Below are 18,320 nucleotides of genomic sequence, written 5' to 3' on the forward strand. Positions count from 1 at the left end.
GATCACACCGCCGGTACGGCCACCCGGGCGGCCCACCCGCTCCGCCGCTGGGACGTCGTCTCCCTCACCCACGGCAGCAGCAGCCGCTCCGCAGGCACCAACAGGTAGAACAGGGCCACGCTCATCACGGCCAGCAGCGCGACCGCGGCGAACGCCAGGGCGGTGGCGTAGTTCGCGCCGGACTGCACGACGACGAAGCCCAGCCCTTCGTCGCCCGCGCTGACCCCCCGATCACCGCGCCCACCGCGGCCAGGTACATGGCCGCTTTCAGCCCGACGAAGACGGCGGCAGCGCGGCCGGGAACCGGAAGCGCAGGAAGGTCCGGACGGTCACGGGGCCGCCGCGGGGCTTGCGTCCGGTTCGTCGGTACGGGCGCCTCCGTCGCCGTAGCGCGCCCGGAGTTCCGACAGCACGCCGGACGCCGCCGCGACGAGCGGCACCGCGAGGAGCATGCCGAGGATGCCGGCGATGGAGGCGCCCGCGGTGAGCGCCAGCAGGATCGCCGCCGGGTGCATCTGCACGGTCCGGCTGTGGATCATCGGCTGGAACACGTTCCCTTCGAGGAACTGCACCACGGCGATCACCCCCAGCACCCACAGCGCCGTCACCGCGCCACGGTCCGCGAACGCCACCAGGATGGCGACCGAGCCCGACAGGAAGGCGCCCAGATACGGGATGTACGCGCCGATGAACACCAGGGCTGCGAGCCCCAGGGCGCCCGGCACCTTGAGGACCAGCAGGCCGATCGCGATGCAGACCGCGTCGATGAACGCGATGATCGTCGTCCCGCGCATATAGCCCTCGATCGCCAGGAAGGCGCGCCGGGTCATCACCTCCAGCGTCTCACCGGAGCGGCGGGGCGCGAACGAGTGCAGGGCGGCGACCGCCCGGTCCGAGTCGCGCAGGAAGAAGAACATCAGCGTCAGTGCCAGGATCGCCATCGTGATGATCTCGCTGACGACCCCGACCCCGCTGAGCACCCCGGAGGCCGCCGTGCCCCCGAACTTGGACAGCAGTTCCTTCGCGTTCTTCGCGAGGTCGTCCAGCGACGTCCCCGCCAGTCCGAAGTCCTCGCTGAGCGACTTCGCCGCGTCCCGCAGCGAGGAGATGATCTGGTCACCGGTGTCGATCAGCGCGGCCACGACGATGTACGTGGCCCCGCCCATGACCACCACCACGGCAGCACACGTCAGCCCGGCGGCAAGGGACTTGTTGAACTTCATCGCCACCAGCCGCCGATAGAACGGCCCCAGCAGCGCGGTCCCCAACAACGCGAGCAGCACCGGCGTGACCGCCGTCTGAAACGTGATGCACAGCCACACCACCACCGACACCACCCCGGTGACGAGCAGCGTCAGCGCGCTCCACACGGCGATGTGCCGGGCGGGCCCCGGCAGAAAACCACGGGGGATGTCTGTCCCGGCCGGTGCCGCCGGGACGGCCGGCGCCGGTACACCGACGTACGCGCCGGTCGTCCGTATCGTCGTACGCGTCCGGTGCGTCGGCCTGCGCAGGGGCCCACCCCGACGGCCCGGCCGTCCCCCGCGGCTTCCACGAGGGTCTCCCGTACGGCTGTTCATGCTCAGCGTTCTCCGCTCGCTCAGGGGGTGACGCACACCCCCGAGGATCATGCGATGGCGGCCATAGCGTAGACCGGGCCCGGAGACCACGGACCAAGGGAGGCGGGGCTGTTGCCCCGCTCCAGCGGCCGGGTGCCCTACTCGGCGATCGGCAGGACCACCCCGTCCCGCAGGAACACCGGAATACGGTCCAACGGCGCGTCCACGGTCACCGACGTAGCCCCCTCATACGTCTGCCCGGTCCACGCATCGGTCCACCGAGCCCCCGCCGGAAGGTACGTCGTCCACGTCGTCGCCCCCGCCTCCAGCACCGGCGCGACCAGCACATCCCGCCCGAACAGATACGCGTCGTCGACCGACCAGGCCCGCTCGTCCCCGGGGAACTCCAGGAACAGCGGCCGCATGACCGGCAGCCCCTCCTCGTGGGCCTCCCGCATGACCTGGAGGACGTACGGCTTCAGCCGCTCCCGCAGCCGCAGGTACTTCTCCAGCACGGCCCCGGCCTCTTCACCGTACGACCAGACCTCGTTGGGACCGCCGGTCATCGTCGGACCCAGCGGCATGCCGGGGTCGCGGAAGCCGTGCAGCCGCATCAGCGGAGAGAACGCGCCGAACTGGAACCAGCGGACCATGACCTCGCGGTACGCCGGGTCGTCCGGGTTCCCGCCGTGGAAGCCGCCGATGTCGGTGTTCCACCAGGGGATGCCCGAGAGGGCCGTGTTGAGTCCGGCCGCGATCTGGTGGCGCAGGGTCGTGAAATCGGTGCCGATGTCGCCCGACCACAGGGCGGCGCCGTAGCGCTGACTGCCTGCCCACGCCGAGCGGTTGAGGGAGACGATCTCCTCCTCACCGGTCGCCTTCAGCCCCTCGTAGAAGGTGCGGGCGCTCTCGGCCGGGTAGATGTTGCCGACCTCCAGGCCGGGGCCCGCCCAGTAGCGCAGGTTCTCCTGGAAGCCCGGCTTGATCTCCGGTTCGCAGGCATCGAGCCAGAACGCCTTGATGCCGTACGGCTCCAGATAGTTCTCCTTCACCCGCGACCACACGAAGTCCCGGGCCTCGGGGTTCGTCGCGTCGTAGAAGGCCACCTGGACCGTCGACGCGACCTCCTTGTCGGGCCAGTCGGCGTGTGCCATCGGGCCGTACTGGGTGCCGATGAAGTAGCCGCGCTGCTCCATGAGGTGGTGGTTCTCGCTCAGCGGCGAGACCGACGGCCACACGGACACCACCAGCTTGATGCCCAGCTCGTCCAGCTCCCGGACCATCGCCGCCGGGTCGGGCCACTCGGCCGGGTCGAACTTCCACTCGCCCAGGTGCGTCCAGTGGAAGAAGTCGCACACGATGACGTCGATGGGCAGGTTCCGGCGCTTGTACTCCCGTGCCACGGCGAGGAGTTCGTCCTGGGTGCGGTAGCGCAGCTTGCACTGCCAGAACCCGGCCGCCCACTCCGGCAGCATCGGCGTACGGCCGGTCACGGCGCTGTAGCGGCGCTGCGCGTCGGCCGGGTCGCCGGCCGTGATCCAGTAGTCGATCTGCCGGGCCGAGTCCGCCACCCAGCGCGTGCCGTTGCCAGCCAGCTCGACGCGGCCGATCGCCGGGTTGTTCCACAGCAGGGTGTAGCCGCGGCTGGAGGTGAGCACAGGGATGCCGACCTCGGCGTTGCGCTGGACGAGGTCGAGGACCAGGCCCTTCTGGTCCAGCCGTCCGTGCTGGTGCTGGCCCAGGCCGTACAGCTTCTCGTCGTCGTACGCGGCGAACCGCTGCTCCAGCCGGTGGTAGCCGTTGCCGACCGCGGTGTACAGGCGCGAGCCCGGCCACCAGAAGTGGGCGCGCGCCTCCGACAGCAGCTCGCCGCCGTCCGCCGTACGCGTGTACCGGATCAGGCCCTCGGCGTCGACCTCGACGGTGAGCGCGCCGACGGTCAGCTGGCCGTGCCCGTCCTCGATCTTGACGCTGCTCTCCGTGGATTCCGCCTCGTCGAGCAGGGCACCCGGCAGTCCGTCGAGGACCGGACCGCCCAGCCGGGCGCGGACCCGGACCGCGTCCGGCCCCCAGGGCTCGATCCGCAGGGTCTCCTGACGTCCGCTCCACTCCAGCGCACCGTCCCGCTCACGGAACGTGCCGACGGTGGGGGAGGACTGGGCGAGGCTGACCGCGCCCGACGGGGTCTGGTTCTCGGCAGGCTGATTCACGAAAGGCTCCTGGAAGGGAGGAGTGGTGGCCCGCCCGGCTCGGCTCTGGTGGGCCGGGCGGTGAGGAGGTGGAGGGCACAGCCGGGGAGGACCCTCGACTGCCGTACAGATGGGGAGTTGGGCTGTCGTCGACGGGAGTTCGTTGATGGGAGTCCGTCGACAGGGCTCCGGCGAACGGGCCGGGCAGCTGCCCGCCGCCGGCACGCGACGGGCTCAGTCGGCCGTGGACTGCGGCCCCGTGCTCGCGCGGACCGTCAACTCGGGGGCGAGCAGCACCACTTCCTCGGTGTCCCGCCCCTCCAGCTTCGCGACCAGCTGCTCCACGGCCCGCCGCCCCATCTCCTGGGCCGGGATGGCGACGGAGGTCAGCCGTACCGAGGCCTGCACGGCGACCTGCTCGGGGCAGATGGCGATCACCGAGATGTCCTCGGGCACCGCCCGGCCCTGCTGGCGCAGCAGCGAGAGCAGCGGCTCGACCGCGGACTCGTTCTGCACGACGAACCCCGTGGTGCCCGGCCGCTCGTCGAAGACCCGGGCCAGCGTCGCGGCCATCGCGTCGTAGCCGCCCTCACAGGGGCGGTGCAGTACGCGCAGGCCCAGCTCCCGTGCCCGGGACCTGAGTCCGTCGAGGGTGCGCTCGGCGAAACCGGTGTGCCGTTCGTAGACCGCGGGCGCCTCGCCGATGACGGCGATGTCGCGGTGACCGAGCATCGCCAGGTGCTCCACACAGAGCGCGCCCGTCGCCCCGAAGTCGAGGTCGACGCAGGTCAGGCCGCTGGTGTCGGCCGGCAGACCGATGAGCACCGACGGCTGGTCGGTATCGCGCAGCAACGGCAGCCGCTCGTCAGCGAGCTCGACGTCCATCAGGATCATCGCGTCGGCGAGCCCGCTGCCGGTGACGCGGCGCACCGCGTCGGGGCCCTCCTCGCCGGTGAGCAGCAGCACGTCGTAGCCGTGCGTGCGGGCCGTCGTCGCCACGGCTATGGCGATCTCCATCATCACGGGGACGTACATGTCGGTCCGCAGGGGGACCATCAGCGCGATGATGTTCGACCTGCTGCTCGCCAGGGCTCGGGCCCCCGCGTTCGGGTGGTAGCCGAGCTCCTGGATGCTCCGCTCGACCCGCTGCCGGGTGCCCGCGGAGATGGACCGCTTGCCGCTGAGGACATAGCTCACCGTGCTCGCCGAGACTCCGGCGTGCTGGGCGACCTCGGCGAGGGTGACCATCCAGCTCTCCAAGCGTGTGAAGCGCTTCGACAGCGCGTTTTCTCTGAACCAGGGTGAGTGAGGGTGACTCGACAGTAGCCTGACGGTGGGTGGGTGTCCATAGGTTGTCGAAGCGCTTCGACTCCGGTTGGTGTGAGCCGGGGCGCCTCATGGGGTGGGGTTGGATTTGTTCGGCGGGTGCGGGTGTGTGGTGGCTTGTCGCTCCCCCACTCTCGGCTTCGCTCGAGCGGGAGGGACCCCCATCGTGGCGGAGCCGCATATCGACGCAGCCCCGCGCCCCTTCCTTGCTCGCCCCTTCGTTGCGCGGGCGCCGCGAATCCCAGCTTAGAACCGACGGCAATTTTTCCGCGACGTGAAGTCGTACGCCTCCACCGTCCTCGGCCGACACCGGGGCTGGAAGGTCGATGCGGCGTCCACCCAGCTTCCCATCCGGGTGGGCGACCGCAAGCCGGTGAACCAGGTGGTAATTCTCGGTCGGCGGTTCAAGAGGCCGAGGCTTCGGCCGAATGGCGCGAGGGGTGGCGGGCTCACCCCGTATCGGGTACCAACGATCGAGTAGCACCCATCAGTAACCGATGTGGTCCATGATCCCGATTCGCGGCGAGGTGAGCCTCATGTCCGCACCACCCCTCAAGAAGCCCACTGTCACCGAGCGTGAGGCCCGCCAGGTGGCGGAGGCCGCCCGGGAGCAGGAATGGCGCAAGCCCAGCTTCGCCAAGGAACTGTTCCTGGGCCGGTTCCGCCTCGACCTCATCCACCCCCACCCGCTCCCCACCGACGAGGCCGTCCGGCGCGGTGAGCAGTTCCTGACCAAGCTCCGTGACTTCTGCGAGACCAAGGTCGACGGTGCCCTGATCGAGCGCGAGGCCCGTATCCCCGACGGGGTGATCAACGGCCTCAAGGAGCTCGGCGCCTTCGGCATGAAGATCGACCCCAAGTACGGCGGCCTCGGCCTCACCCAGGTGTACTACAACAAGGCCCTGGCCCTGGCGGGCTCGGCCAGCCCGGCGATCGGCGTGCTGCTGTCGGCCCACCAGTCGATCGGCGTACCGCAGCCGCTGAAACTGTTCGGCACCCCCGAACAGAAGCAGAAGTTCCTGCCGCGCTGCGCCCGCACCGACATCAGCGCCTTCCTCCTCACCGAGCCCGACGTGGGGTCCGACCCGGCCCGGCTGGCCACTTCGGCGGTACCCGACGGCGACGACTACGTCCTCGACGGCGTGAAGCTCTGGACGACCAACGGCGTGGTCGCCGACCTCCTGGTCGTCATGGCCCGCGTCCCGAAGAGCGAGGGTCACAGGGGCGGCATCACCGCCTTCGTCGTGGAGACGGACTCGCCCGGTATCACCGTCGAGAACCGCAACGCCTTCATGGGCCTGCGCGGCATCGAGAACGGCGTCACCCGCTTCCACCAGGTCCGGGTCCCCGCAGCCAACCGCATCGGCCCCGAGGGCGCCGGCCTGAAGATCGCCCTCACCACCCTCAACACCGGCCGCCTCTCCCTGCCCGCCTCCTGCGTGGCCGCCGGCAAGTGGTGCCTCAAGATCGCCCGCGAGTGGTCGGCCGCCCGTGAACAGTGGGGCAAGCCGGTCGCCCACCACGAGGCGGTCGGGCAGAAGATCTCCTTCATCGCGGCGACGACCTTCGCCCTGGAGGCGGTCCTGGACCTCTCGTCCCAGATGGCCGACGAGGACCGCAACGACATCCGCATCGAGGGCGCCCTCGCCAAGCTCTTCGCCTCGGAGATGGGCTGGCGCATCGCCGACGAACTGGTCCAGATCCGCGGCGGCCGGGGCTTCGAGACCGCCGACTCCCTGCGGGCACGCGGCGAACGGGCCGTCCCCGCCGAGCAGGTCCTGCGCGACCTGCGCATCAACCGGATCTTCGAGGGCTCCACGGAGATCATGCACCTGCTGATCGCCCGCGAGGCCGTCGACGCCCACCTCTCCGTGGCCGGTGACCTCATCGACCCGGAGAAATCCCTCTCCGAAAAGGCGAAGGCGGGGGCGGGCGCGGGCGTCTTCTACGCCAAGTGGCTGCCGAAGCTGGTCACGGGCACCGGCCAACTCCCGCGCGCCTACGGCGACTTCCACCCGCCGGGACACCCCGACCTCTCCACCCATCTGCGCTACGTCGAACGCAACGCCCGCAAGCTCGCCCGCTCCACGTTCTACGCCATGTCCCGCTGGCAGGGCCGTATGGAGACCAAGCAGGGCTTCCTCGGCCGCATCGTCGACATCGGCGCCGAACTCTTCGCGATGAGCGCGGCCGTCGTACGCGCCGAACTCCTCCGCACCACTGAGGCCCACGGCCGCGAGGCCTACCAACTGGCCGACACCTTCTGCCGCCAGTCCCGCATCCGGGTGGAGGAACTCTTCGCCCGCCTGTGGACCAACACCGACACCGTGGACCGCAAGGTGGTGAAGGGCGTACTGGCCGGTGCGTACGAGTGGCTGGAACGGGGAGTGATCGACCCGTCCGGCGAAGGCCCCTGGATCGCGGACGCGACCCCGGGCCCAAGCGAAAAGGAGAACGTCCACCGCCCCGTCCGCTGACTTCCCGACTCCCCGCGCCCCCGTTCTTCAGGGGCGCGGGGCTGTATCGAGGTGCGGCTCCGCCGCGTGGCCGCGGATCAGCAGTACTTGTAGCCCCTGCCGATCGAGGACCACGAACAGGTGTGGGCCTTGGCCCCCGCGGAGTTGTACAGCGTCGCCGTGTCGCCGGTGTTGTTCCACACGTACCAGGAGCGACCCCAGTACTTGTCGTACGCGGTGTTGGTCCCCTTGCCGGTGTGCACCTTCTTGGACTTGCCCGCGCTGACCTTCACATCGCCGAAGGTGTACGTGTAGCCGGTCTTGTCCTTGAGCTTCCAGCCCTTCAACGACACCGTCGTGGACTTGGTGTTCTTGATGATGACCCACTCGGCGTTCAGGCTCGCGTTGGAGCCGCGGTCCGACCCGGGGCTGTCGTAGTACACCTCGTAGATGTAGACGCGCCCGGCGGCCTCTGCAGGAGAGCTGAGCAGCGTGCCGGTCAGGGCGACCGCTCCGGCGAGCGCGGGCAGGGCGGCGCGGGCGCGTATGCGCACAGACATGGAGATCCCCCCAGGATCCTCGTTCACGATCGCCATCAACCACCGGCCCGGCGATCGGTTGATCCGACTATCGGATCAGTTCAGGGGAGAAGTCATACCACCTCCGCCTTCACTTGTGCTTCACAAACGGAGAAATCCACTCGTCAACCACGCTTGGCCACACACGGCACGAAGTGGGTCAACAGGGGGACGCGCGGTCCTGCCGGACACCGGATGCGGCCACAATGGGGGGATGAGTGACAGTCCAGCCCCTCTCGCCGATCCGCATCTCGTCTTCGACCCGGTCGACGGCGTACGGGATGCAGTGATCCTCGGATCGACCGGCTCGATCGGCACCCAGGCCATCGACCTCGTCCTGCGCAACCCGGACCGCTTCCGCGTCACCGGGCTCTCCGCCGCCGGAGGGAGGGTGGAGCTGCTGGCCGAGCAGGCTCACCGTCTGCGGGTACGGACCGTCGCCGTGGCCCGGGAGGACGTCGTACCGGCGCTGAAGGAGGCCCTGGCCACCGTCTACGGGGCGGGGGAGGCTCTTCCCGAGATCCTGGCCGGCCCGGACGCGGCCACCCAACTCGCCGCCTCCGACTGCCACACCGTCCTCAACGGCATCACCGGCTCCATCGGCCTCGCCCCCACCCTCGCCGCCCTGGAGGCGGGCCGCACCCTCGCGCTCGCCAACAAGGAGTCGCTCATCGTCGGCGGCCCGCTGGTCAAGGCCGTGGCGAAGCCGGGCCAGATCATCCCCGTCGACTCCGAGCACGCGGCCCTCTTCCAGGCCCTCGCCTCGGGCACACGGGCCGACGTGCGCAAGCTCGTCGTGACCGCCTCCGGGGGCCCGTTCCGCGGCCGTACGAAGGCGGAGCTGGCGGATGTGACGCCCGCCGACGCGCTCGCGCACCCCACCTGGGCCATGGGCCCGGTCATCACGGTCAACTCCGCGACCCTCGTCAACAAGGGCCTGGAAGTCATCGAGGCACACCTGCTCTACGACATTCCCTTCGATCGCATTGAGGTCGTCGTGCACCCGCAGTCGTATGTCCACTCGATGGTTGAGTTCACGGACGGATCGACGCTGGCGCAGGCGACGCCCCCCGACATGCGCGGGCCCATCGCCATCGGCCTCGGCTGGCCGCAGCGCGTCCCCGACGCCGCGCCCGCCTTCGACTGGACCAAGGCCTCCAGCTGGGAGTTCTTCCCGCTCGACAACGAAGCGTTCCCGTCGGTCGCTCTCGCCCGGCACGTGGGAGAGCTCGCGGGCACCGCCCCGGCGGTGTTCAACGCGGCCAACGAGGAATGCGTGGACGCCTTCCTGAAGGGCGCCCTGCCCTTCAACTCGATCATGGAGACCGTGACCCGCGTGGTCGAGGAGCACGGCACCCCCGGAACGGGAACTTCCCTCACCGTGGCGGACGTCCTCGAAGCGGAGACGTGGGCCCGCGCCCGGGCCCGGGAACTGACCACCCCGACCGACAAACCCACCGAGCGGACGACCGCGGAGGCCCGTGCATGACGACCCTGATGTTCATCCTCGGCATAGTCGTCTTCGTGATCGGCCTGGGGTTCTCGATCGCCTGGCACGAGCTGGGCCACCTGTCGACGGCCAAGATGTTCGGCATCCGCGTACCCCAGTACATGGTGGGCTTCGGCCCGACGATCTGGTCGCGCAAGAAGGGCGAGACCGAGTACGGCATCAAGGCGATCCCGCTCGGCGGCTTCATCCGCATGATCGGCATGATCCCGCCCGGCCCCGACGGCCGGATCGAGGCCCGCTCGACGTCCCCGTTCCGCGGCATGATCGAGGACGCCCGCGCGGCCTCGTTCGAGGAGCTCCAGCCCGGCGACGAGAGCCGCCTGTTCTACACGCGCAAGCCGTGGAAGCGCGTCATCGTGATGTTCGCGGGCCCGTTCATGAACCTGGTCCTCGCCGTCGTGATCTTCCTCGGCGTAATGATGACCTTCGGCGCCCAGACCACGACGACCACGGTCGGCAAGGTCTCGGACTGCGTGATCGAGGCCAGCGAGAACCGCTCCAAGTGCGAGAAGGGCGACGAGACGGCCCCCGCCAAGGCCGCGGGCCTCAAGCCCGGCGACAAGATCGTCGCGTTCAACGGCACCCCCGTCGAGGACTGGTCCGCGCTCCAGACCGACATCCGCGCCAACCCCGGCAAGGAAGTCACCGTCACGGTCGAGCGCGAGGGCGAGAAGCTCGACCTCACCGCCACCCTCGTCAAGAACCTGGTCAGCAGGACCGACGGCGAGGGCGGCTACGTCGAGGGCAAGTACGACTACGCCGGCTGGTTCGGCTTCACCCCCGCCACCGACGTCCTCCCGCTCTCCTTCGGCGAGTCCGTGAACCGCATGGGCGACATGATGGAGAACGGCGTCGAGTCCCTGATCTCCCTGCCCGCCAAGATCCCCGCCCTGTGGGACGCCACCTTCGGCGATGGCGAGCGCGAGGCCGACTCGCCGATGGGCGTGGTCGGCGCGGCCCGCGTCGGCGGCGAGATCTTCACCCTGGACATCCCCGCCACCCAGCAGCTCGCGAGCTTCCTCATCCTGCTCGCCGGCTTCAACCTCTCCCTCTTCCTGTTCAACATGCTCCCGCTCCTCCCCCTCGACGGCGGGCACATCGCGGGCGCCCTGTGGGAGTCGGTCCGCCGAAACACGGCCAAGGTGCTGCGCCGCCCGGACCCCGGCCCGTTCGACGTGGCGAAGCTGATGCCGGTCGCGTACGTGGTGGCCGGAATCTTCATCTGCTTCACGCTCCTGGTACTGATCGCGGACGTGGTGAACCCGGTGCGCATCTCCTAGTCACACGGCGTTCACGGCGGCCGGGCACCCTGGGTGCCCGGCCGCTTTCCCGTTCCGGCGGACCGCCTTCCGCACGGGTGGGGCGGCTGGGGCGGCTGGGGTGCATGGCCCGCGATGTGCTCGGGGCCAAGCCGGTGCCGTAATCTCGAAGCCTGGAGCCCGCCCGTACCGGGACCCGATCGATCCTGATCCACAACTTGGGGTTGCACAGCAGATGACTGCGATTTCTCTCGGCATGCCGTCCGTTCCGACCAAGCTCGCCGAGCGCCGGAAGAGCCGGCAGATCCAGGTCGGGTCCGTGGCGGTCGGCGGAGACGCCCCGGTGTCGGTCCAGTCCATGACGACCACGCGTACGTCGGACATCGGCGCCACGCTCCAGCAGATCGCCGAACTGACGGCCTCCGGCTGCCAGATCGTCCGCGTCGCCTGCCCCACGCAGGACGACGCCGACGCGCTCCCGGTGATCGCCCGCAAGTCGCAGATCCCCGTCATCGCCGACATCCACTTCCAGCCGAAGTACGTCTTCGCCGCCATCGAGGCGGGCTGCGCGGCCGTCCGCGTCAACCCCGGCAACATCAAGCAGTTCGACGACAAGGTCAAGGAGATCGCCAAGGCGGCGAGCGACCACGGCACCCCGATCCGCATCGGCGTCAACGCCGGCTCCCTCGACCGCCGCCTCCTCCAGAAGTACGGCAAGGCCACCCCCGAGGCCCTGGTCGAGTCGGCCCTGTGGGAGGCGTCCCTCTTCGAGGAGCACGGCTTCCGGGACATCAAGATCTCGGTCAAGCACAACGACCCGGTCGTCATGGTCAACGCCTACCGCCAGCTCGCCGCCCAGTGCGACTACCCCCTCCACCTCGGCGTCACCGAGGCGGGCCCGGCGTTCCAGGGCACCATCAAGTCGGCCGTGGCCTTCGGCGCCCTCCTCTCCGAGGGCATCGGCGACACGATCCGCGTCTCCCTCTCCGCGCCGCCGGTGGAGGAGATCAAGGTCGGCACCCAGATCCTCGAATCCCTCAACCTCCGCCAGCGCGGCCTCGAAATCGTCTCCTGCCCCTCCTGCGGCCGCGCCCAGGTCGACGTCTACAAGCTCGCCGAGGAAGTCACCGCCGGCCTCACCGGCATGGAGGTCCCCCTCCGCGTAGCCGTCATGGGCTGCGTCGTCAACGGCCCCGGCGAGGCCCGCGAAGCCGACCTCGGCGTGGCCTCCGGCAACGGCAAGGGACAGATCTTCGTCAAGGGCGAGGTCATCAAGACGGTCCCCGAGTCCAAGATCGTCGAGACCTTGATCGAGGAGGCGATGAAGATCGCCGAACAGATGGAGGCCGAGGGTATCGAGTCGGGCGAACCGACGGTGGCGGTGGCAGGCTGAGGGGAGCGACCAGCCACAACGAACCCGCAGCCGCCCAAGCACAGTTCCTCCCGAGCTACAAGGCGACCGGCCACAGCCCCGCGGGGTATCGTGCGGGAATCAGCGCATACCCCCAGGGTGAGGCCCCCGCACGTGTTGACCCAGACGACCACCAGGGTCCTCGAACCGAGTGACCTGGACGCCGCGCTCGCCGTCCTCGACCGCGAGCCGGTCGCGAACGCCTTCGTGACGTCCCGCGTCCAGGTCGCCGGCCTGGACCCCTGGCGGCTCGGCGGCGAAATGTGGGGCTGGTACGAGCACGGCGCCCTCACCTCCCTCTGCTACGCCGGCGCCAACCTCGTCCCCATCTGCGCCAACCCCCGCGCCGTCCGCGCCTTTGCCGACCGCGCCCGCCGGGCAGGCCGCCGCTGCTCCTCCATCGTCGGCCCCGCCGAATCCACGGCCCAGCTCTGGCGGTTGCTCGAACCCAGCTGGGGCCCGGCCCGCGAGGTCCGTACCCACCAGCCGCTGATGGTCACCGACCGGCTCCCCGACCCCGCCGACGTCACCCCGGACCCCTACGTCCGTCGCATCCGCAAGGACGAGATGGAGACGATCATGCCGGCGTGCGTGGCCATGTTCACCGAGGAGGTCGGCGTATCCCCCCTGGCCGGCGACGGTGGCCTCCTCTACCAGGCCCGAGTGGCCGAACTGGTCGGCTCCGGCCGCTCCTTCGCCCGCCTCGACGCCGACGGCCGAGTCCTCTTCAAGGCCGAGATCGGCGCGGCCACCCCCCACGCCTGCCAGATCCAGGGCGTATGGGTCGCCCCCGAGCACCGAGGCCGGGGCCTGGCGGCCCCCGGCATGGCAGCGGTACTGCGCTACGCGCTGGCCGACGTGGCCCCGGTGGCGAGCCTGTACGTGAACGACTTCAACACGGCGGCGAGGCGCACGTACCGACGGGTGGGCTTCCAGGAAGTGGGCGCGTTCATGAGCGTCCTGTTCTGAGCGCGGGGCTGTACCGATACGCGGCTCCGCCGCGATGGGGGTCCCCCCGCTCATGGGGGTCCCTCCCGCTCGAGCGAAGTCGAGAGTGGGGGAGAAGCCGTGAGTGAGGGAGCGACCAGTCCCACGACCCGCAGCCGATCAACTCCCCACGGTCCCCTGTAATCTCCCCCCATGCGTCTACCCGGTCACGGACACGGCCATCGCCCCCGCCCCGACGACATCGTGATCGGCCCCCTGGACCTCTCCACCCACGTGGACGAGGCCCTCGCCGTCCAAGCCCTCGCCTTCGGCCTCGGCCCCGACGAGGTAGCCGTACGCCGCCAGATCGTCCTCCGCCACATGACTTACCTCGGCGCAAGGGCCCTCGGAGCAACAACGGCCGCAGGCAGACTCATCGGCTTCGTCTACGGCATGCCCAACGACCGCACACACTGGTGGTCCACCGTCGTGGAGCCCTACCTGCGCGCCCTCGGCCACGAGGCCTGGCTGGACGACTCCTTCGTGATCACCGAACTGCACGTCCACCCGGCCTACCAGAACAAGGGCATCGGCCGCGCCCTGATCACCGCCATCACCGACACCGCGACGCAGCCCCGCTCGATCCTCTCCGCGATCGACGTCGACAGCCCGGCCCGCGGCCTGTACCGCTCCCTTGGCTACGAGGACCTGGCCCGCCAGGTCGTCTTCCCCAGCGCCCCCAGGCCGTACGCCGTGATGGGAGCCCCCCTCCCGCTGCGCCGCCGCTGACCGATTTCCACGGTCCCGCACCACCCGGCTAACCTCCTGCCATCAGTCAACGGCAGCAGGAGTACGAGAATCATGGCGAACCCACCGGTCCAGCGCATGTCCCAGTTGATGGCGAAGACGCTGCGCGACGACCCGGCCGACGCCGAGGTCCTCAGTCACAAGCTGCTCGTCCGCGCCGGTTACGTGCGCCGCACGGCGGCCGGCGTCTGGACGTGGCTGCCGCTCGGCAAGAAGGTCCTCGCCAACGTCGAGCGCATCGTCCGTGAGGAGATGGACGCGATCGGCGCCCAGGAGGTCCTGCTCCCCGCACTGCTGCCGAAGGAGCCGTACGAGGCGACCGGCCGCTGGGACGAGTACGGCCCGGAGCTGTTCCGCCTGAAGGACCGCAAGGGCGGCGACTACCTCCTCGGCCCCACCCACGAGGAGATCTTCACGCTGATCGTGAAGGACCAGGCGTCCTCCTACAAGGACCTGCCGGTGATCCTCTACCAGATCCAGACCAAGTTCCGTGACGAGGCCCGCCCCCGCGCCGGCATCCTGCGCGGCCGTGAGTTCCTGATGAAGGACTCGTACTCCTTCGACACCGAGGACGAGGGCCTCGCCCAGTCGTACGCCCTGCACCGCCAGGCCTACCAGAAGGTGTTCGAGCGCCTCGGCCTCGACTACCGCATCTGCGCCGCGACGGCCGGAGCGATGGGCGGCTCGAAGTCGGAGGAGTTCCTGGCCCCGGCCGGCGCCGGCGAGGACACCTTCGCGGACTGCCCCGCCTGCGACTTCGCGGCCAACACCGAGGCGATCACGTACGAGTTGAAGCCGGTGGACGGTTCCGCGGTGCCCGCCGCCGAGGAGATCCCGACCCCGGACACCCCGACCATCGAGACCCTCGCCGCCCACCTCGGCGTCCCGGCCTCCGCCACCCTGAAGAACCTCCTCGTCAAGGTCGACGGCGAGATCGTCGCGGTCGGCGTCCCCGGCGACCGCGAGGTCGACATGGGCAAGGTCGAGGCGCACTTCGCCCCGGCGGTCGTCGAAATGGTCACCGAGGCGGACTTCGCGGGCCGCCCCGACCTGGTCCGCGGCTACGTCGGCCCGCAGGGCCTGGGCGAGAAGGTCACGTACATCGCCGACCCGCGCGTGGCCCCCGGCACCTCCTGGATCACCGGCGCCAACAAGGACGCCACGCACGCGAAGAACGTTGTCGCCGGCCGTGACTTCGAGGTCGGCGAGTACGTCGACGTCGTGGTCGTCCAGGAGGGCGACCCCTGCCCGAACTGCGGCACCGGCCTCAAGCTCGACCGCGCCATCGAGATCGGCCACATCTTCCAGCTCGGCCGCAAGTACGCCGACGCCCTCAAGCTCGACGTCCTCGGCCAGAACGGCAAGCCCGTCCGCGTCACCATGGGCTCGTACGGCATCGGCGTCTCCCGCGCGGTCGCCGCCCTCGCCGAGCAGACCGCCGACGACAAGGGCCTGTGCTGGCCCGAGGAGGTCGCCCCGGCCGACGTGCACGTCGTCGCCGCCGGCAAGGCCCTCCAGACCGAACTGGCCCTCGACGTCTCCGAGAAGCTGCGCACGGCCGGCCTGCGTGTCCTGGTCGACGACCGCGCCGGTGTCTCCCCGGGCGTGAAGTTCACCGACTCCGAGCTCATCGGCGTACCGAAGATCCTGGTCGCGGGCCGCCGCTCAGCCGAGGGCGTCCTGGAACTGAAGGACCGCCGCACCGGCGAGCGCGAGGAGCTGACGGTCGACGAGGCGATCGCCCGCCTGACCGCGTCCACCGCGTCCACCGCGTCCTGAGGAAACCCTCAGAATCTTCTCCCGAGGCCTATAGGTACCTCACAGGCTTCTCTCAGACCGTTCCCCGACCGTAGGGCGTGACAGAACGTCACTACGGAGGGGAACGGTCATGGCGACCAGAGAACGAGGTGCCGTCGCGGGCATCCGCGGAGGGGCTCGGCGTACGGCGGCCGCGGCCGCGGCGGTGACGCTCCCGGCCGCGGCCGGGATGTTCGCGCTGATCGGCAGGGTGCAGGCGGACGCGGACACGACGGCGAGCGGCAGCAACTCGGGTTCCGCGTCGTCGAGTTCGTCGAGTTCGAGCAGCGACACCGGTACGGACAGCAGCACGAACTCGTCGAGCTCTTCCTCGGACAGCTCGACCGACTCCTCCTCGGACCTCCAGTCCTCCTCCGACGGCATGACCTCGGCCACGGACGACTCGGCGGCGGACTCGACCTCGGGGGCGTCGTGATGACCGTGTCCACGACCGACCGACCCACGGCCGCCATGGACTGGCGGGCCCTTGGAACGAGGGTCCGCCTGGTCACGACCGACCCGGCCCTGCTGGACTCCTGCAACCTGCTCCTCGCCCGCCACCTGGCCGAGGTCGACGCCGCGTGCAGCCGGCTCCGCGCGGACTCGGAGCTGTCGGCGCTGAACGCCGCCGAAGGCCGACCGGTCAAGGTCAGCCCCTTGCCGGCCGAGGCCCTGGCGGTGGCCCTGCGCGCCGCCCGGGCGACGGACGGCGCCGTGGACCCCACGGTCGGCTCGGCGATGGAGGCCCTCGGCTACGACCGCGACTTCACCCTGGTCCAGGAGGACGACCGCCCGGTGCGGCTCACGGTGAAGCTTGTGCCGGGCTGGAGCCTGGTCGAGCCGGCCCGCGCCACGAACACGGTGACCCTCCCGCCCGGTGTCAGCCTGGACCTGGGCGCCACGGCCAAGGCCTGGGCGGCCGACAAGGCGGCACACATGCCGGCCCGCGCCGCCGACTGCGGCATCCTGGTCGGCCTCGGCGGCGACACGGCCGTCGCGGGCGAACCCCCGGCCGGCGGCTGGCGCATCCGCGTCCAGGACGAGACGGGCCCGGTGGACGACCTCCCGGCCCACGGCTCGTACGCCACGGTCGGCATCCGCAGCGGCGGCCTCGCCACCTCCGGCACCACCGCCCGCCGCCGTCGCCGAGGCGACCGACACCTCCACCACATGGTCGACCCCCGCACAGGCACCCCCGCCGCCACTCCCTGGCGCACCGTCTCGGTGGCCGCCGCCACCTGCGCCGACGCCAACGCGGCGAGCACAGCGGCCCTGGTGAAGGGCGAGCACGCGGTCCGCCGGCTGTCGCGGCTGGGCCTGCCGGCCAGGCTGGTCACGCACGACGGCACGGTCGTCACGACCCCGGGCCGGCCGTCCGCCACTCCCAGCCCGGACGCCGAGCTCACCTCATGAGCTACGAGATCCGCCTGCTCCCTCTCCAGGACACGAGCGCGGCCCTGATCGGCGGCTACCCGGCCCCTGCCGCACAACGACCATCCCCCCTACGGTGCAACGCCCCTCACACCCCCGACTAAAGCCACCCCGCGAACTCCAACAACAACTCCGCATCCCGCGGCCGTCCGACCCTCCGCGCCCGCACCCCCGACTCCACAGCCCGGAACAACGTCCACCCCCGCAACCGCTCCTGATCCACATCCAACGACTCGGCAAGCTTCCTCACCCGCCGCCGAGTGGTCGCGGCCCCCGACGGCGAAGCGATCAGATCCTCCACCCGATCCCGAACCAGCCGAGCCAGATCGAACGCACACTCACCGATCACCGGATCAGGCCCCACGGCCAACCAGGGCAACCGCTCCCCGGCGAGCACCTTGCTCTGCCGGAAGGTCCCGTGCAGCAACCGTTCCTCGGGAGCCGCGGCAAGCAGTTCCTCCCGTGCGGCAAGGGCGGCGTCGACCAGGGCCCGTACCTCGCTGTCCCCGGCGGAGCCGCCCCGCATCGCCTCGGCCTGCCGCCCCGTCCGCTCCGCCACGGTCTCGAACACATGCGCCGCGGGCGGCTCGACCCACAGCCGCCGCAGAGTCGCGGCGGCCTCCAGCAGGGCCTTCGCCTCCGGCAACGACCGCACCGACAGATCGGGATGCAGTCGCTCCAACAGCAGCACGCCATGACTGTCACCGGGATTCAGCAACTGCACCGCACCCCGCCCGTCCCAGTGGGCGAGCGCCGCCCGCTCGCTCTCCGGCCGCGCCCGCTCCGGCGCCAGCTTCAGCACGGCCGGAGTGCCGTCGATCTGCCGTACGAGGAGCACCAGACTGCTGCGCCCGCCGGGCGCCTGCACCCGCTCCACGGTCAACTCGCGTAGAGCGACGGCCTGTTGAACGAGATGCGGCAGCGCCTCCAGCCACTCGTCCGCCCCGCCGCCCCCACCCAGCCGACTCTCGGCGAGCGCGCGCACAAGCCGCTGCGGGGGTTCGAAGGACTCGAACGCCTCGGACGCCTCGAAAGCCTTGCGAGTCATGCGCGAGTCGTTCCTTCCAAGC

Annotated in this window: 15 protein-coding genes; 8 read left to right on the forward strand and 7 right to left on the reverse strand. The window is 70.4% G+C overall.

The window, feature by feature from the left end; all coding sequences use genetic code 11:
* Positions 1-2 precede the first annotated feature (2 nt).
* The 4 genes from CES90_RS05500 to CES90_RS05515 all read right to left on the reverse strand — a co-directional run bounded on the left by CES90_RS05500 (position 3) and on the right by CES90_RS05515 (position 4,996).
* The gene (locus CES90_RS05500; RefSeq protein ID WP_189782610.1) at positions 3-188 is read right to left on the reverse strand and encodes a hypothetical protein; all 186 of its coding nucleotides are present in this window, start codon (positions 186-188) and stop codon (positions 3-5) included.
* A 141-nt stretch (positions 189-329) separates the two neighbouring features.
* Positions 330-1,580 carry an AI-2E family transporter gene (locus CES90_RS05505; RefSeq protein ID WP_373313315.1) on the reverse strand — a complete coding sequence of 417 codons (1,251 nt, stop codon included), beginning with the start codon at positions 1,578-1,580 and terminating at the stop codon, positions 330-332.
* A 137-nt stretch (positions 1,581-1,717) separates the two neighbouring features.
* Entirely contained in the window at positions 1,718-3,769 is a 2,052-nt protein-coding gene (locus CES90_RS05510; protein WP_189782611.1) for a glycoside hydrolase family 31 protein, read from the reverse strand.
* A 213-nt stretch (positions 3,770-3,982) separates the two neighbouring features.
* Positions 3,983-4,996 (reverse strand): LacI family DNA-binding transcriptional regulator, encoded by a 1,014-nt coding sequence (locus tag CES90_RS05515; protein WP_189782612.1) that lies wholly within the window; start codon positions 4,994-4,996, stop codon positions 3,983-3,985.
* A 614-nt stretch (positions 4,997-5,610) separates the two neighbouring features.
* Here CES90_RS05515 and CES90_RS05520 point away from each other — a divergent pair.
* Positions 5,611-7,551, forward strand: a complete 1,941-nt coding sequence (locus CES90_RS05520) for an acyl-CoA dehydrogenase family protein (protein WP_189782613.1) — start codon at positions 5,611-5,613, stop codon at positions 7,549-7,551.
* Between the two features lie 77 nt (positions 7,552-7,628).
* On the opposite strand, the gene CES90_RS05525 is transcribed toward CES90_RS05520, so the two are convergent.
* A complete protein-coding gene (locus CES90_RS05525; protein WP_229913769.1) occupies positions 7,629-8,090 on the reverse strand; it encodes a lamin tail domain-containing protein in 462 nt (153 codons plus the stop codon).
* Positions 8,091-8,322: 232 nt separating this feature from the next.
* Between CES90_RS05525 and dxr the strand changes: the two genes are divergently transcribed.
* The 6 genes from dxr (at position 8,323) to CES90_RS05555 (ending at position 15,801) form a co-directional block, all read left to right on the forward strand.
* The gene (dxr, locus tag CES90_RS05530; RefSeq protein WP_189782615.1) at positions 8,323-9,597 is read left to right on the forward strand and encodes a 1-deoxy-D-xylulose-5-phosphate reductoisomerase; all 1,275 of its coding nucleotides are present in this window, start codon (positions 8,323-8,325) and stop codon (positions 9,595-9,597) included.
* Entirely contained in the window at positions 9,594-10,898 is a 1,305-nt protein-coding gene (locus CES90_RS05535; protein WP_189782616.1) for a M50 family metallopeptidase, read from the forward strand. The genes dxr and CES90_RS05535 overlap by 4 nt, the downstream gene beginning before the upstream one ends.
* A 214-nt stretch (positions 10,899-11,112) precedes the next feature.
* Positions 11,113-12,270, forward strand: coding sequence for a flavodoxin-dependent (E)-4-hydroxy-3-methylbut-2-enyl-diphosphate synthase (gene ispG / locus CES90_RS05540; RefSeq protein WP_189782617.1), 1,158 nt, complete (start codon positions 11,113-11,115; stop codon positions 12,268-12,270).
* Between the two features lie 132 nt (positions 12,271-12,402).
* Positions 12,403-13,257: a GNAT family N-acetyltransferase gene (locus tag CES90_RS05545; RefSeq protein WP_189782618.1), complete on the forward strand. Its 855-nt coding sequence runs from the start codon at positions 12,403-12,405 to the stop codon at positions 13,255-13,257.
* Positions 13,258-13,428: 171 nt separating this feature from the next.
* A complete protein-coding gene (locus CES90_RS05550; protein WP_189782619.1) occupies positions 13,429-14,004 on the forward strand; it encodes a GNAT family N-acetyltransferase in 576 nt (191 codons plus the stop codon).
* Between the two features lie 72 nt (positions 14,005-14,076).
* Positions 14,077-15,801 (forward strand): proline--tRNA ligase, encoded by a 1,725-nt coding sequence (locus CES90_RS05555; protein ID WP_189782620.1) that lies wholly within the window; start codon positions 14,077-14,079, stop codon positions 15,799-15,801.
* Positions 15,802-15,840: 39 nt separating this feature from the next.
* On the opposite strand, the gene CES90_RS05560 is transcribed toward CES90_RS05555, so the two are convergent.
* Positions 15,841-16,215 carry a hypothetical protein gene (locus CES90_RS05560; protein WP_229913770.1) on the reverse strand — a complete coding sequence of 125 codons (375 nt, stop codon included), beginning with the start codon at positions 16,213-16,215 and terminating at the stop codon, positions 15,841-15,843.
* A gap of 39 nt (positions 16,216-16,254) precedes the next feature.
* Between CES90_RS05560 and CES90_RS05565 the strand changes: the two genes are divergently transcribed.
* Entirely contained in the window at positions 16,255-17,232 is a 978-nt protein-coding gene (locus CES90_RS05565; RefSeq protein ID WP_189782621.1) for an FAD:protein FMN transferase, read from the forward strand.
* Positions 17,233-17,350: 118 nt separating this feature from the next.
* On the opposite strand, the gene CES90_RS05570 is transcribed toward CES90_RS05565, so the two are convergent.
* Entirely contained in the window at positions 17,351-18,298 is a 948-nt protein-coding gene (locus tag CES90_RS05570) for an aminoglycoside phosphotransferase family protein (RefSeq protein WP_189782622.1), read from the reverse strand.
* Positions 18,299-18,320: the final 22 nt, after the last annotated feature.

The organism is Streptomyces capitiformicae, assembly GCF_002214185.1.
GTDB classification, from domain to species: domain Bacteria; phylum Actinomycetota; class Actinomycetes; order Streptomycetales; family Streptomycetaceae; genus Streptomyces; species Streptomyces capitiformicae.